This window comes from Noviherbaspirillum massiliense JC206 (assembly GCF_000312045.1).
GTDB classification, from domain to species: domain Bacteria; phylum Pseudomonadota; class Gammaproteobacteria; order Burkholderiales; family Burkholderiaceae_D; genus Noviherbaspirillum; species Noviherbaspirillum massiliense.
Genome location: NZ_HE978634.1, coordinates 662,952 through 678,179, shown reverse-complemented (window position 1 = coordinate 678,179; position 15,228 = coordinate 662,952). Strand labels below are relative to the sequence as shown.

General features: G+C 62.6%; 10 protein-coding genes. 6 read left to right on the top strand and 4 right to left on the bottom strand.

The features are described 5' to 3' along the window. Positions 1–52: 52 nt before the first annotated feature. Entirely contained in the window at positions 53–1,510 is a 1,458-nt protein-coding gene (locus tag HGHM_RS20500; RefSeq protein ID WP_019140098.1) for a 3'-5' exonuclease family protein, read from the top strand. 387 nt (positions 1,511–1,897) lie between these two features. Here HGHM_RS20500 and HGHM_RS03385 read toward each other — a convergent pair whose 3' ends face one another. The 4 genes from HGHM_RS03385 to HGHM_RS20495 form a co-directional block, all read right to left on the bottom strand. Continuing rightward, positions 1,898–2,617: a hypothetical protein gene (locus tag HGHM_RS03385; protein ID WP_019140097.1), complete on the bottom strand. Its 720-nt coding sequence runs from the start codon at positions 2,615–2,617 to the stop codon at positions 1,898–1,900. A 366-nt stretch (positions 2,618–2,983) separates the two neighbouring features. Then, positions 2,984–3,724 carry an acetoacetyl-CoA reductase gene (gene phbB / locus HGHM_RS03380; RefSeq protein ID WP_026075663.1) on the bottom strand — a complete coding sequence of 247 codons (741 nt, stop codon included), beginning with the start codon at positions 3,722–3,724 and terminating at the stop codon, positions 2,984–2,986. 60 nt (positions 3,725–3,784) lie between these two features. Then, complete coding sequence (locus HGHM_RS03375; RefSeq protein WP_019140095.1) at positions 3,785–4,960, bottom strand: acetyl-CoA C-acetyltransferase; 1,176 nt, start codon at positions 4,958–4,960, stop codon at positions 3,785–3,787. Between the two features lie 538 nt (positions 4,961–5,498). Beyond that, complete coding sequence (locus HGHM_RS20495; protein WP_019140093.1) at positions 5,499–5,939, bottom strand: MarR family winged helix-turn-helix transcriptional regulator; 441 nt, start codon at positions 5,937–5,939, stop codon at positions 5,499–5,501. 75 nt (positions 5,940–6,014) lie between these two features. Between HGHM_RS20495 and HGHM_RS03360 the strand changes: the two genes are divergently transcribed. From HGHM_RS03360 to lnt, 5 genes are all read left to right on the top strand, one after another. After that, positions 6,015–7,187, top strand: a complete 1,173-nt coding sequence (locus HGHM_RS03360) for an efflux RND transporter periplasmic adaptor subunit (protein WP_019140092.1) — start codon at positions 6,015–6,017, stop codon at positions 7,185–7,187. Continuing rightward, entirely contained in the window at positions 7,184–10,327 is a 3,144-nt protein-coding gene (locus tag HGHM_RS03355; protein ID WP_034348371.1) for an efflux RND transporter permease subunit, read from the top strand. The genes HGHM_RS03360 and HGHM_RS03355 overlap by 4 nt, the downstream gene beginning before the upstream one ends. 614 nt (positions 10,328–10,941) lie before the next feature. After that, positions 10,942–12,018: a hypothetical protein gene (locus HGHM_RS03345; RefSeq protein WP_026075662.1), complete on the top strand. Its 1,077-nt coding sequence runs from the start codon at positions 10,942–10,944 to the stop codon at positions 12,016–12,018. Positions 12,019–12,037: 19 nt separating this feature from the next. Next, positions 12,038–12,697: a hypothetical protein gene (locus HGHM_RS03340; RefSeq protein WP_019140088.1), complete on the top strand. Its 660-nt coding sequence runs from the start codon at positions 12,038–12,040 to the stop codon at positions 12,695–12,697. A 16-nt stretch (positions 12,698–12,713) separates the two neighbouring features. Continuing rightward, positions 12,714–15,170 (top strand): apolipoprotein N-acyltransferase, encoded by a 2,457-nt coding sequence (lnt, locus tag HGHM_RS03335; protein WP_019140087.1) that lies wholly within the window; start codon positions 12,714–12,716, stop codon positions 15,168–15,170. Positions 15,171–15,228: the final 58 nt, after the last annotated feature.

The window sequence follows — 15,228 nt, the reverse complement described above, 5'->3', positions numbered from 1 at the left end:
TTCACGCAGCGCACCGCGAGGCAATGCCTTTCGGCTGGTCAATCGGCATAGCATGCTCACTCACTTCGACAAGTACATCTTCATCGACCTCGAAACCACCGGTCCCGAACCGCTGAAGGACCTGGTCACCGAAATCGGCATGGTGGTCGCCACTGCCGACGGCGTGACACGCTGGTCCACGCTGGTCAATCCTGAAGTGCCCATTCCGCCCTTCATCCAGAACCTCACCGGCATCACCGACGAGATGGTGCAGCATGCGCCGACCTTTGCCGCGATTGCGGATGAGTTGCGCCAGAGACTGGAAGGCGGGCTCTTCATCGCCCACAACGCGCGCTTCGATTACGGTTTCCTGCGCCATGCCTTCCGCCGCATCGGCCAGGAATTCCGCTGCGATGTGCTGTGCACGGTGAAGCTGTCGCGCCGGCTGTTTCCGCAGGAAATCAAGCATGGGCTCGATGCGCTGGTCGAGCGCCACGAGCTGGAGGCGGACGGACGCCATCGCGCGCTGGCCGATGCCGACCTGCTGTGGCAGTTGTGGCGCAAGCTGGAAGCCACGGTTGCGCCGCATGCCTTCTCCGAAGCCCTGGAATTCCTGATGCAGCGCCCCAGCATCTCAGTCCATCTTGCGCCGGAACGGCTCGACGACGTACCGGACGGGCCGGGTGTCTATCTGTTCTATGGCGAAGGAGATATGCCGCTGTACGTGGGCAAGGCCACGCATCTGCGGCCACGTGTTCTGGCCCATGTGATGACCGACCAGGGCTCGGACAAGGACAGGCAGCTGGCGCAGCAGATCCGCCGCATCGACTGGCATGAGACTGCGGGCGAGACCGGCGCGGCGCTGCTGGAGGTAGAGCTCGCACGTGACTTGCAGCCGCAATATGGCCGGCATCCGAACCGCCCGCCGGAACTCTGTTCCTGGCAGTTGTGCGACAACGGGGACGGCTGGCTGCGGCCGGTATTGCGTCTTGCCGATGAATTCGACTTCGGCAGGGCCGAAAGGATGTACGGCCTGTTCGCCTCACCGGCGAAAGCGGAAATGGCCTTGCGCGCGCTTGCTGAAAAACAGGGCTTGTGCCTCGCGCTGCTGGGCCTGGAAAGCCGCACCTCGCCGGAGATGCCCTGCTCGGCGCGCCAGGCCGGGCAATGCCATGGCGCCTGCGTCGGCCAGGAATCCGCGGAGCAGCACGGAACGCGGCTGGAGCAGGCACTGGTTTCGCTGAAGCTGGTCAGATGGCCTTATGCAGGCGCTGGTGTGGTGACCGAAGACGGCGCGGACGGTCGATGCGACCTGCACCTGGTGGACAACTGGCACTATCTGGGCACTACCCGTTCGGAACTGGAGGTACCGGAAGTGCTGGCGGAATGGCGCAGGAAGATGCCGGCAGATCCGACCTTCGACTTCGACACCTACAAGATCCTGACGCGCGCACTGAGCACCGGCCAGGTACGGCTGCAGGCGCTCGATGTGATCCCCGGGCACGATGCCCTGCCCTCGCAGGACAGCTGATTCCCGGCAGTGGCCACGGCACCCGGCTCCGTTCGCTAGAACGCATCTCAATACGCCATGGGAAAGTAGTGGAAGTAGGGTGCGCCGTGCGCACCATGCCATCCCGGTGCGCATGGCGCACCCTACTTTCCTTTCAGGGCTGTGGCACCCCCCTTAAGTGCGGCGAGCGTTTCAGATTTCGGCCGAGGAGCCCACGTGCACGGGAGATACGCCGGGCACCACAGGCCGAAATTCGCTTCAGCGCTGCAGTGGGAGTAGGGTGCGCTGCGCGTACCAGGCGAACCCGGTGCGCGCGGCGCACCCTACTTTCCATTCAAGGCCGCGCGTGGCAACCGCCTTAAGCGCAGCGATCGAAAGACACTCCAGGCACCCCAGCTGAAATTCTCTTCAGCGCTGCAGCAGCGGTTCCGCGCGCCGCGTCGTGCGCCGGTCGGCAGAGTGCGACGAAATGCGGAATTCCAGATTGGTGATGCCGATCGAGCCCGGCGGGCCGGCGACGAAGTCGAAGCCCGGCTTGACCGGGAACATGCTGTTATCCCGCAGGTAGAGGTCGGTGTGGCAGTTCGGCGTGGGATTGTAGAGGTGGCCCCTGATCGCTTCCCATACTGCCTCCGTGACCCACCCATGGAGGAAGAGCTGATTCGGATACAGCGAACTGTCGGAATCGAAATAGGCTTTCTGATTCTTGCACAGGGCGAGCTCGGTCGGCGCGGTGTCGGAGATCAGCAATTCGGCCGCACCTTCCCCGATCGAATAGGCATCCTCGTTCTGATAGGCGGAATACACCAGGCGCACGTGCCACTTGCAGCTCAGGGACAGGCTCTTTGCCACCTCCACCCTTTGGTTGGACGTCAGCTGCCCGTCCTCGATGCATAGCTGGGTGCGGGTGATCTGGCCAATCAGGGTCGGCTCGAGTTTCCTGAATTCATCGAGGTTCTCGTGCAGGTTCCAGAAGAACCACTTGCAGCGCTCGCCTTCGGACATGCCGGGCAAATCCCCTATGGTCTTTGCGCCATATGATTCAAGCGAGCGCATCAGATCCTTCCGCAATTTCTCATTCATTTCGTGCAGCTCGGGATTGAAACGGGGATTGTATTCACTGCGCATGGACCTCTCCAAAACCAGATGGATAAACAAATGACTCAATACCAGCCGGGCCACATCGCGGGATCCGGCTGTCGGACGCGGCAGCGGCCTTCCTGCATTTCCGCCATGCCACCGTTAATAGATGCAGGACAACTGCAATAGTTCGACGGCCTGGCCATCGAAACATTCATGGTTATCGGGCATAGGATGTGCCGCATCGCTTCTTATTTCCGCAGGGGGAAGCAGGCTGGGAGGAGTGCAAAAAAAACTCCGGAGAAAATTGCGGCATGGGAAGCAAAGAGATGCCGGATCCCATCGCATGCCACCAAGATGATGTCCGCCGGCCGGCAGACATCATCTCCTGGCGCCAACGGCAAGTGCCGTCGGTCAATACATGTGCTGGCCGCCGTTGATCGCGATGTTTGCCCCGGTGACGAAAGCGGCTTCATCCGACGCCAGGTACGCCACCAGTCCGGCGACTTCTTCCGGCTTGCCCAGGCGTCCCATCGGAATTTGCGGAATGATCTTGGTGTCCAGTACTTCCCTCGGAATCGCCATCACCATCTTGGTGCCGATATAGCCGGGTGAAATGGTATTGACGGTGACGCCCTTCCTCGCCACTTCCAATGCCAGCGCCTTGGTGAAACCGTGCATGCCCGCCTTTGCCGCCGAGTAGTTGGTCTGGCCGAACGCGCCCTTCTGCCCATTCACCGATGCGATGTTGATGATCCGTCCCCAGCCGCGCTCCACCATGCCGTCGCATACCGGCTTGGTCATGTTGAACACCGAGTCGAGATTGGTGCGGATCACTTCATCCCAGCTGGCCTTGTCCATCTTCTTGAAGGTCATGTCACGTGTGATGCCGGCATTGTTAACCAGCACGTCGATCGGCCCGGCTTCCCGGGTGACCTGCGCAACGCAGGCCTGTGCCGAATCGTAATCGGCGACATTGCAGGGATAGGCGAGGAAGTTGTACCCCTGCCTCTCCATTTCCGACAGCCATTCGCCGACATTCGGCTTGCCGGGCGAGTGGGTGGTCACCACGTTGTAGCCGAGTGCAGCCATCTTGATGCAGATTGCTTCGCCGAGGCCGCCCATGCCCCCGGTCACTAGTGCGAGTCTAGCCATGTTCCCGTCTCCTTCATTTCCTGTGTCTTGATTTGCTTTCCGTTTAACCTATGGGCGCCCTCAACGCTCCACTGCCAGCGCGACGCCCATGCCGCCGCCTATGCACAGGCTGGCCAAGCCGCGCTTGGCATCGCGCCGCACCATTTCATGCAGCAGCGTGACCAGGATGCGGCAGCCGGATGCGCCGATCGGATGGCCGATCGCGATTGCGCCGCCGTTCACATTGATCTTGCTGGTATCCCAGCCCATTTCCCGGTTCACGCCCAGGGCCTGTGCGGCAAAGGCTTCATTGATTTCCATCAGGTCGAGATCCTGGTGCGTCCAGCCTGCCTTCTTCAGGCAGAGCTGGGTGGCCGGCACCGGGCCCATGCCCATGATCTTCGGATCGACGCCGGCCGAGGAATAGGCGCGGACTCTAGCAAGCGGCGTCAGGCGCAGCTCGTCGGCTTTCTTCGCCGACATCATGATGACGGCGGCGGCACCATCGTTGATGCCGGAGGCATTGCCGGCGGTGACCGTGCCATCCTTGGCGAAGGCCGGCCGCAGCGAAGACAGCGCTTCCACGGTGGTGCCATGCTTGACGAATTCATCGGTGTCGAAGACGACCGTGCCCTTCTTCTGCGGAATTTCGAGCGGCAGGATTTCATCCTTGAACTTGCCGGCCTTTTGCGCGGCTTCCGCCTTGTTCTGCGATGCCGTGGCGAACTCGTCCTGTTCCTGACGCGAAATGTCGTATTTCTTCGCGATATTCTCGGCCGTGGTGCCCATGTGGTACTGATTGTAGACGTCCCACAGGCCATCGACGATCATGCTGTCGACCAGCTTGGCATCGCCCATGCGGAAGCCATCACGCGAGTTGGGCAGGACATGCGGCGCGGCGCTCATGTTTTCCTGGCCACCCGCAATGACGATGTCGGCATCACCGCAGCGGATGCTTTGCGCAGCGAGATGTGTGGCCTTCAGGCCGCTGCCGCAGACCATGCCGACGGTAAATCCCGGCACCATGTCCGGCAGCCCGGCGCGAATCAGCGCCTGGCGCGCCGGATTCTGCCCGGCGCCGGCGGTCAGCACCTGTCCCATGATGACTTCGTTGACCATGCCCGAATCGATGCCGGTCTTGGCCAGCAAGCCCTTGATCACATGGGCGCCCAGTTCGACAGCGGAAATCTTGGCCAGCGATCCGCCGAATTTACCTACGGCAGTGCGGCCGGCGGCGACGATAACGACCTCATTCATTTCGATTCTCCATGGAAGACGGCAGGATGGTGAAGTGGCTTAGCGTGGCAGAGCAGGCAATGTCGGATGGCGCGCGATCCCGTCGCAAATGATGGAAAAGCTTGAGCAATATCCCGCATGGCATTGGACAAACATCAGATCAGGATCGAATCCCATCCTATATTGCAGGCCCTGCCATATCTTGAGAAAGATCAATTTCCCGAAGCAGTTGCCGATCGGGCAGCCGACCATATGAGAACGACAGACAAGCCGGATGCAAGGTCATTGCCGGCACCGTCCGCCATCCTCGGAACGTCCGACAAAACGACTGAGCCGGTTTGCCTTGCCGGCAAGGCTGCCGGCAGCGTTTTGTCGGACCTCCTCATCTTCAGGTTATGTCACCTGTGAGCGATCGTCCATTCGGAAAACACGCCAGCGCATCAAGGCCCGGCTGCGCAGGAAGCATGGGCGATACCGTCAAGAATGATGCAGTACATCAAGCGGTGTACTGGCGGGAGAAACGGCGTAAGCTTTTGCAAAAGGTGAAAAAGGAACGGCTTTACAGCTGGTCGAGCCGCTCTTGCAGTGCCAGGACGGCTTCCAGCCCTGCCTTGGCCTGTTCGGCCGAAAGCCTGCCCAGCGTTTCTGCCCGCAGTTGCTTCACGGCTGCATCGATCTGGATGATGACCTCTTGCGCCCTGGCGGTGAGATGAACCATCTTGCAACGGGCATCCGAAGGCAGCGGACGGCGGCTTACCCATCCCGCCTCTTCCAGCTGCTTGATCAGCCGGGTCGCCGTGGGTGCTTCGATGCCGAGCATGGCGGCCAGCTCGGCCTGGGTCATGCCCTGCGGCGCGCGCGAGATATAGAGCAGCGCGCGCCACTTCGACTGGCTCATGCCGAGGGGTTTCAGCATCTTGTTGAGCTTGGCGCGCCAGGCACGGCCAACTTCTCCGATCGCGATTCCGAATTTTTCCTGTATGGTGATGGACGACTGCATGGCTTATGGGTGTCTGGATGGCGAGAATGCCCTAGAATAGTTGCTTATGCTAACCAATTTCCTTCATGAATCTCCATGAGCAAGCGCATTCTTGTTTTGCTGGTCGTCGTCGCCATCGGAATGGCAGCCTGGTATGCATCCACCCAATCAGGCAAAGGCAAGTCCGGGGCTGGTGCCGCCAGCCAGCAACCTGCCACCGTCGTCAGCATCGTCGACGCAGCAAAGATGGATGTGCCGGTACAGCTCACCGCCAACGGCTATGTCAGTTCGCTCAACAGCGTGGACGTCCGTCCCCAGGTCTCGAATATCGTTGCCAAAGTGCATATCCGGGAAGGCCAGTTCGTCAAGGCGGGCGATATCTTATTTACCTTGGATGATCGCGCCGACAAGGTCAACCTGCAAAAGGCGGAAGCCCAGGTTGCGAAAGACAAGGCCACCCTGGCCGACCTGGAGCGCCAGCTCGCGCGCAGCCAGGACCTCGTCGGCAAGGGATTCATCGCGCAAAGCGCCGTGGATACGGTGCGGGCGCAGGTGGAAGCGCAGCGCGCCACCCTGCAGGCCGACATGGCTGCCGCCAATGCGGCGCGCGTGGCTCTCGGCTATGACACCATCCGCGCCTCTTCGGCCGGGCGCGCCGGCGCGATCAATGTCTATCCGGGCAGCCTGGTGCAGCCGAGTTCCCCCCCACTGGTAACGATTTCGCAACTCGATCCGATCGCGGTGAGCTTCACCTTGCCGGAAAGCGAACTGAATGGTTTGCTCGCCGCGCAAAACAATGGCGGCATCAAGGTCAGCGCCAGCGTGCAGGATGCGAAAAAACCGCTCGAAGGGCGCCTGAGTTTCATCGACAATACCGTCGATGCGCAAAACGGCACGATCAGGGTGAAGGCGGTCTTCCCCAACGGCGACCACCTGTTGTGGCCCGGGCAATATGTCACGGTGAGCACCACGGTGCGCGAACTGAAGGATGTCGTCGTCGTTCCGCAGGCCGCGATCATCACCGGCAGCGACAGCAAATCGGTCTATACCATCGCCGCCGACCAGACTGCCCAGTCCAAACCGGTCGAGCTGGTGTATGCCTTCGGTACCCGGGCCGTAGTGAAGGGCATCCAGCCCGGCGAACACATCGTGGTCGACGGCAAGCAGAACCTGCGGCCCGGAGCCAGGGTCAAGGCGGCGGAAGCGGCCACCGGCTCCGGCCAGAATAACGGGGGCCAGGTCAAGGACGGACAGAAGAGCGCACCATGAATCTCTCAGAACTGTGTATCCGGCGCCCGGTGATGACCGTGCTGCTGAGCATTTCGGTCATCATCGCGGGTATCCTGGCCTACACGAAGATCCCGGTCGCCGCCCTGCCCAGCTATAACACCCCGGTCATCAACGTCACCGCCAACCTGCCGGGCGCCAGCCCGGAAACCATGGCTTCGTCGGTCGCGCTGCCGCTGGAAAAGCAGTTCTCGACGATCGCCGGACTGAGCGTCATCAGTTCCGTCAACACCCTGGGCAACACTTCGATCACGCTGGAATTCGACACCGACCGCGACATCGACGCCGCCGCGGTCGACGTACAATCTGCCCTGCTGCGGGCGCAGCGCGCCCTGCCCGAGGAAATGACGGACCTGCCGTCCTACCGCAAGGTCAACCCGGCCGACGCGCCGGTGCTGCTGCTGGCCCTGACCTCGCCCTCGCTCAACCTGTCGGACCTCAACGACTATGCGGAAAACCTGATCTCGCCCAGCCTGTCGACCCTGAATGGTGTGGCCCAGGTGATGATCTACGGGCAAAAGCGCTATGCGGTACGGGTCGAAGTCAATCCGGCGCTCCTCAACGCCCGCAACATCTCCTTCGACGACCTGGTGGCCGGCATCCGCGCCGCGAATGCAAATACGCCGGTCGGCGTGCTCGACGGCCCGAAACAGACGCTGACGATCCAGGCCAACCAGCAGCTGAAAAGCGCGGCACAGTTCGCCGACCTGATCATTGCCAGCCGCAACAATTCGCCGGTCCGGCTACGCGAAGTGGCTGAAGTCAAGGACAGTTATGAATCGGTGAAGCGGGTCAGCAGCTTCAATGGCGAAAATGCCATCATCCTCGCGATCCAGCGCCAGCCGGACGCGAACACCGTGGCGGTGGTCGATTCGGTCTACAAGATGATCCCGCGCTTCCAGGCGCAGCTGCCGGCCTCGGTCCAGATCCACCTGATGAACGACCGCTCGGTATCGATCCGCGAAGCGCTGCACGATGTCAACATCACGCTCGCCATCACGGTCGCCCTGGTGGTGATGGTGATCTTCCTGTTCCTGCGCAAGCTGCTCGCGACCGTGATCCCGACGCTGTCGCTGCCGGTGTCGCTGGTCGGCGCAGTCTCGCTGCTCTACGCGTTCGGCTACAGCCTCGACAACATTTCGCTGCTCGGCATCACGCTCGCGGTCGGCCTGGTGGTCGACGATGCCATCGTGGTGCTGGAAAACATCGTGCGCCATGTGGAAAACGGCATGGCCCCATTCCGGGCGGCGCTGGTCGGATCGAAGGAAATGAGCTTCACCATCGTCTCGATCTCGCTGTCGCTGGTGGCCGTGTTCATCCCGATTTTCTTCATGCCCGGCGTGATCGGCCTGATGTTCCATGAATTCGCAGTGGTGGTAGCGCTCTCCATCCTGGTGTCGGCGGTGGTGTCGCTGACCCTGGTGCCGATGCTGTGCAGCCGCTACCTCAAGCCGGAACACGAGCACCCGGATCACGCGCTGGGCCGCGGCTTCGAGCGCCTGTTCAATGCCACGCACGGCGCCTATGAGCGCACCCTGGACTGGGCCCTGCGGCACCGCAGCGCCGTTCTGGTGGTCGCATTCGGCACCTTCGCCCTGACCGCCTACCTGTTCATCACCATTCCCAAGGGCTTCTTCCCCGAGGAAGACATCGGCCAGATCAGCGTGACGACGGAAGCGGCCGAGGACATTTCCTTCCTCGCGATGCGCGCCAAGCAGGCCGAAGTCGCCGAGATCATCCGCAAGGACCCGAACGTCGAAAGCCTTACCTCCATCGTCGGCGCCAGCAACAGCACCCAGAACAGCGGCCGCATGTTCATCAACCTCAAGCCGCGCAGCGAGCGTGCCAAGATGCCGCAGGTGCTGGAAGACTTGCGCAAGAAGGTGCGCGCCGTGCCCGGCATGGCGGTGTATTTCCGGCCGGTGCAGAACCTGCAGCTCGGCGGCCGTGTCAGCAAGAGCCGCTACCAGTATGTGCTGCAGAGCGTACGCGCGGAGGAGCTCAACGAATGGAGCGTCAAGCTGCTCGACAAGCTGCGCAACGACCCGTTGTTCCGCGACGTCACCAGTGACTCGCAGCTGAAGGGCTTGCAGGCGACGCTGAAGATCGACCGCGACAAGGCGGGCCTGCTCGGCGTGCAGATGGCGGATCTGCGCAGCGTGCTCTACAGCGCCTTCGGCGAGCGCCAGGTATCGACCATCTACACCAGCAGCAATGACTATCAGGTGATCCTCGAAGTGGCAGAAGCGTTCAAGCGCGATGAAAGCGCCTTCGACCAGATCTACGTGCGGACGAAGAACGGCAACCTGGTGCCCCTGACCAGCTTCGCGACGGTCGAACGCACCATCGGGCCGACCGCCGTCAACCACCAGGGCCAGCTGCAGGCGATCACGCTCTCCTTCAACCTCGCGCCCGACGTGCCGCTGGGCGAGGCCGCGGCCCGCATCGAGCAGTACCAGAGCGAGATCAAGCTGCCACCGAGCGTGATCACGTCCTATGGCGGCGATGCCGCGGTGTTCAAGGATTCGCAGTCCAGCCAGGCGGTGCTGCTGGTGGTGGCGCTGCTGGTCATCTACGTGCTGCTGGGCGTGCTGTACGAAAGCTTCATCCACCCGCTGACCATCCTCGCCGGCCTGCCCTCGGCTGCGGTCGGCGCGCTGCTGGTGCTGCGCCTGTTCGGCATGGACCTGACCCTGATCGCAACCATCGGCATCCTGATGCTGATCGGCATTGTGAAGAAGAACGCGATCATGATGATCGACTTCGCCCTGGATGCGCAGCGCAACCAGGGCATGTCGCCGCAGGAAGCGATCCGCAAGGCCTGCCTGCTGCGCTTCCGCCCGATCCTGATGACCACTTTCGCCGCGCTGATGGGCGCGCTGCCGATCGCGCTCGGCCTGGGTGCCGGCGCGGAACTGCGCCAGCCGCTCGGCCTGGCCGTGGTGGGCGGCCTGCTGTTCTCGCAGGTGATCACGCTCTACATCACGCCGGTGATCTATCTCTACCTCGACCGGTACAGCGGCAAGGGACCGATCACGGCGGACATCGGCGCCATTCCGGCACCGCATGTCGAACCCGTAGAGGCCACACCGCCGCTGGCGCGCGCGGCCGGCAGGAAGTAAGCCGGGAAGCAGGCAGGCGGCCAGAGATGATTCTCGGGCCGCCTGCCGAGTCCATCGTCGGCAACAGAACTGGCGGCGCTCGCTTCGATGAAGAACCCGCCCTCGTGCAAGCAGGCGCCGATTGCCTGCCCCGCCCGCTCCATCAATACATCTTTCCGCGTCTGCCCGTCGAGCAGATTTTCGGCATGCACTCCTTGACTTGGCTCAAGGCTGGATCGGCACTGCATCAGCGATAGCGCCTCGGAAGGAGTGGGCGTGCGATCGACGGTCTGACCGGTATCGTCGCGGATTGCAAGCGAACCATCTTCGTCACCAGTGCCGTTGCGCCCGCCATGATCCCGCGCGATGCAGGACATTTGTCGTCAATCCCCCGCTCCATGGTTTCGCTGTTTGTGGCACCGGCACCTCAAGTGCTTCCAAAGTCAATTGATAAATGTCATCGGGCCCACCCTGACATAGGGTTCTCTATTGTTGGGTATGCACGGTTCAGCTACATTGCATCGTGGAGCTTATCCAGATGAATTGTTCGTTCAGCTCATCGACAGCGGTGAATCGTGGTGAGGTCCGGTCTGTTAGGCAAAGAAGAAAATAATTTCACTAATAGGAGACAAAACATGAGCACTCGATTTCGTGCCGCGATGCGCACGATGATGCCTGCCCTTGCCCTGCTGGCCTTCGGAGCCGAGGCGGGGGCAACCACAATCAATCAGAACACTTCCTGGACCATCGATCGGGCCGGCACCACGACCAAGTACCGCGTCGTGGCCTATGGCGACTCGATTTACGCGGGCTACAACGGCTCTCTCTTCAGCGTGGCGAAGTATGCAGGCCCCGTGGTGGAAGCGGAGTATCTTTCGGCGCTGTGGAATGCCGACGTCGAGCAAGTGCGCCGCACCAAGTCCGGCGCAGTGGCTTCGGACATCTACAACAACAAGATCGTGGCCGAGCGGTCCTACATGCAAAGCAGTAATACCCGGGTAGTCGCCTTCGAAATGTGCGGCAACGATGGCCTGCAGGCACGCTCGGCCTTCAAGAATCAGACCGGTACCTGTGATGTCAGCGGGCTGGATACGGCATTGAACAACTGCAAGACTTACGTGGCGAAGGCGATGGACTACATCAACGCCAATGCCTATGCCGGTACCAAGCTGAAGGTGATCTCCAACCTGCACTACCCGGGCTATAACGCTGACAATGTGCAAAGCTCCTGCAAAAATGCCTCGACCGGCACTACGATGAATATACGGGATACGCTCCTGCCTTACATTGCCAAGATGAACTACGCGATGTGCGATCTGGCACGTCAGAAGGGCTTTGCATGCGTCGACGCGTTCGCGCAATACATGGCTGCCGACTACGACAGCAATGGTGACGGCATGATCGACTCGGATGCATTGCGCTACGTGGCGGGCGAGAGCGAGGCGGCTTACGTGAACCGCATCACCACGACGCTGCGCTCGACGATCCGCGACTCCAACACGCACTTCGTGTCCGCGAGCACCAGCTATGACTACATCCAGTCCGATGATACTCACCCGACCTACACGGGCGGCACCATCAGTTCCGGCAGCACCGGCACCGGCGCTCCCCGCTACACTTCGTTCACGGGCGGCAAGAACCCCGTCTGGAACCAGTATGGCCATGAGCGTCTCGGCTGGGGCTTGTCCACCTTCAATCCGGTAGCCCCTTAAGGGCAGCGAGCAATAAGCCATGAAAACGCCACGCCGCTCCGGCCAGCCAAAGACCCATCCGGTCACAGCCCGGGGCGGGTGGCGTCCTTCCCTGGGTTACCTCGCAATTGCGTTCGGACTGGCCGTCGCCGGTTTCTATCTGTTGATGTCATCCTCCGAGACCGACGACACCGCAACACCGGGTGCATCATCGGCCTCGTCAAGCGAGTCGGGTAACAGCTTCGCGACCTGGACACCGCCCCCGATGCCTGCGCCGGCGACGGCGCAAGAGGCATCGCCGCGCGCACCCGAGGGGGATGCCGACCCGACGCGCGACCTCACGTTTTACCTTGCCCGTGGCGAGAAGCCGACGATGGGAGAAGTCATCGAGCGCCTGCACCAGGCCGGCCTCCATACCGGCCTCGGCGCGTTCTCGCCGCCTGGCACCCGTCCGCCTCTGGTCGGGATTGCGGTACCTGAGGATTTCGAGCTTCCGCCGGGCTATGTCCGCCACTATCAGGCAACCGACGACGGCCAACGCATAGAGCCGATCCTGATGTTCTCGCCGGACTACCAGCTTGTCGATGCGAATAACCAGCCGATCGAGATTCCCAAGGATCGTGTCGTGCCGCCGGAACTCGCCCCGGCCGGGCTGCCGATCCGACGCATCGAAATTCCTGCGCCGACGGAGCCTCGGTAATCCCGGTTCTTGAATCATGGCTTCATTTACCCGATCCAGCGCACCCATTCTGGCCGGCATCCTTGCCAGCGCCATCCTGTCCGGCCTCTACGCCCGCGGCGGCGCCGGCTGGATGCTTGGCTTCGTGTTCCTCGCGCCATGGTTGCTCGCCCTGGACGCGAACCGGACACTCGCGGGCACGCTGCTCTGCGCCTGGGCAATGTCGGTTGCATACACGGCGGCAGTCTTCGCCTGGCTCGGAACGGCGATCGGCGGCTATACCCAGACAGGATCAGGCGTCGGGATGGCAGTGCTGCTTCTCGCCGCCCCGCTGTTCCAGCCGCAGTTCCTTGCATTTGCGCTGGTGCGTCACCTGGCCGTCCGGCGGTATGGTCCTGTTCTGGCCGCATGCGCAGCGGCCGCCGCCTGGGTAGCCACGGAGCGGCTCATGCCCCGACTCCTCGACGACACGATCGGCTACGGGCTCTATCCGTCCCGACTCCTGCGCCAGGCTGCCGATGTCGGCGGCGCAGCGGGGCTTACCTTCATGCTGCTGCTGGCGAACCAGGGTGTCGCGGCAGCCCTCGCGCGCCGGGCTGGTGGCGCTCGCGCCATCCTCAAGCCATTGACGCTTGCGGCGCTGGTGCCGCTGCTGCTGGCGGGCTACGGCCAGGCCGTGCTCTCCGCATTGCCCGCAAGCTCCGGCAAGTCGCTGCGCATGGGAATGATCCAGTCCAACATCGTGGACTATGAGCGGCAGCGTCAGGAAAAAGGCACTTACGCAGTCGTCCGCGAGGTGCTCGACATGCATTTCGCGATGACCTACGACGCCGTCGTGCACCAGCATGCGGACGCAGTGCTGTGGTCGGAGACCGCCTACCCCACGACCCTGGGCCATCCGAAGAGCGAAGCCGGGGCCGAGTTCGACCGCGAGATCCTCGGCATCGTCAATTCCGCCGGCGTGCCATTTGTGCTCGGAACCTACGATCGCGATGCGGCCGGTGAATACAATGCCGCCGCGTTCGTGGAACCCGGCAAGGGATTGCTGGGCTTCTACCGCAAGACGCACCTCTTCCCGCTCACCGAGTACGTGCCTGCCTGGCTCGATGGGCCTGTGCTGCGGCGCTGGCTGCCGTGGACCGGCAGCTGGCAGCCCGGTTCGGGTGCCCGCGTGTTCCCGCTGCGTCTCGCCGACGGCCGCGAGATCCCCGTGCTGCCGATGATATGCCTCGACGACATGGATGCCGGCCTCGCCATTCAAGGCGCACGCCTGGGCGCGCAAGTCATCCTGACCATGTCGAACGAATCCTGGTTCACCGACCGCCTGGGCGTGGACCTGCACCACGCCGCCGCTGCATTCCGAAGCATCGAAACACGCCTGCCGCAGTTCCGCGTCACGCCGAACGGTTACAGCGCGGTGATCGATGCGACCGGCACCGTGCTTGCCGGCGCCCGCAAGGATGAACGCGTACTGGTGGTCGGCAACCTGCCGGTCAGCACGCCTCCGCGCACACTCATGGTGATCCTGGGCGACTGGGTCGGGTTGACGGCGACCGTGTTCCTCGTGCTGCTGGCAGCGACGGCAGCATTTTCCTTTTTGCGTACATCCAGAGAGGAAGAACAGTCCGAGCCAGCCTGTGCGCTGGCGTTCCCCGTCAATGTCGCGGTGCTGCCGCCCGCTGCCCGCTTCGTCGCGGGCGCGTTGCGTGCCTTCGCGCGCGCAAGCCTGCTCTGGATGGGCGCAGCAATGCTGCTCAGCGATACCTTGCGCGGGCACACGCTGGCCCAGATGCGCACTTTCGCCGGCCTCTTCATCATTCCCGAGGCCGCTTCGTGGTGCGTACTGTACGCGTTTGGCGCGCAGGCTTCGATCGAAAACGGCAGGCTCGTACTGGCGCGCGGCGCGCGGCGTCTGGAACTCGCGCTGCGGAACATCGTCGCGGTCAAGCCCTGGTGCGTGCCTGTCCCTGTTCCTGGCGTCACGCTGCACCTGACATCGGGCGGGCGCTGGCGGTACGGGCTTGCCACAGCCAACCCGATGTCCCTGGCCTGGGCACTGGCTTCGGCAGCCAGAGTGCCGATGCCGCTCAGCACCTCCTCGCGTTCAATCGCCTATGCGAAAGCGCGTTCGTCGGTCCGGCGCGGCCGCCTCGACCATCCATTCGTGAAGTTCGTTCTGTTCCCCGGTTTGCTCGCCATCCCGGCCTTCCGCCTGCACCAGCACATTGCGTTCGGCAGCAGTTTCGGCGAGTACACCATGTTCGGCCTGAAGGCTTATCTCATCGCCTTCGGACTCTGGTGGGCATCGTGGGCGATTGGTGTCGTGCTGACTGCGGCGGCGCTGCGCGCAGTAACGGAAGCCGGCACCCTGCTGGCGGTGCTCCTGCGCCCGGCATGGACAATCGAAGTGCGACGCTGGCTTGAGCGCTTCGGACTCGCGGCGCTCTACCTCGGCCTGCCGTCGTGGCTGCTCCTGCTCGTGTATGGCGGTTGATTCGGGCTTACGTGGACGGGCCCCGATCGCCCGTATGCGTTACCGGGAATTCGATAAA

Coding starts and splice junctions, on each gene's coding strand:
- HGHM_RS03340 (WP_019140088.1), top strand. CDS start 12,038: ATGAAAACGCCACGCCGCTCCGGCCAGCCAAAGACCCATCCGGTCACA.
- HGHM_RS03375 (WP_019140095.1), bottom strand. CDS start 4,960: ATGAATGAGGTCGTTATCGTCGCCGCCGGCCGCACTGCCGTAGGTAAA.
- HGHM_RS03360 (WP_019140092.1), top strand. CDS start 6,015: ATGAGCAAGCGCATTCTTGTTTTGCTGGTCGTCGTCGCCATCGGAATG.
- HGHM_RS03345 (WP_026075662.1), top strand. CDS start 10,942: ATGAGCACTCGATTTCGTGCCGCGATGCGCACGATGATGCCTGCCCTT.
- HGHM_RS20495 (WP_019140093.1), bottom strand. CDS start 5,939: ATGCAGTCGTCCATCACCATACAGGAAAAATTCGGAATCGCGATCGGA.
- phbB (WP_026075663.1), bottom strand. CDS start 3,724: ATGGCTAGACTCGCACTAGTGACCGGGGGCATGGGCGGCCTCGGCGAA.
- HGHM_RS20500 (WP_019140098.1), top strand. CDS start 53: ATGCTCACTCACTTCGACAAGTACATCTTCATCGACCTCGAAACCACC.
- HGHM_RS03385 (WP_019140097.1), bottom strand. CDS start 2,617: ATGCGCAGTGAATACAATCCCCGTTTCAATCCCGAGCTGCACGAAATG.
- HGHM_RS03355 (WP_034348371.1), top strand. CDS start 7,184: ATGAATCTCTCAGAACTGTGTATCCGGCGCCCGGTGATGACCGTGCTG.
- lnt (WP_019140087.1), top strand. CDS start 12,714: ATGGCTTCATTTACCCGATCCAGCGCACCCATTCTGGCCGGCATCCTT.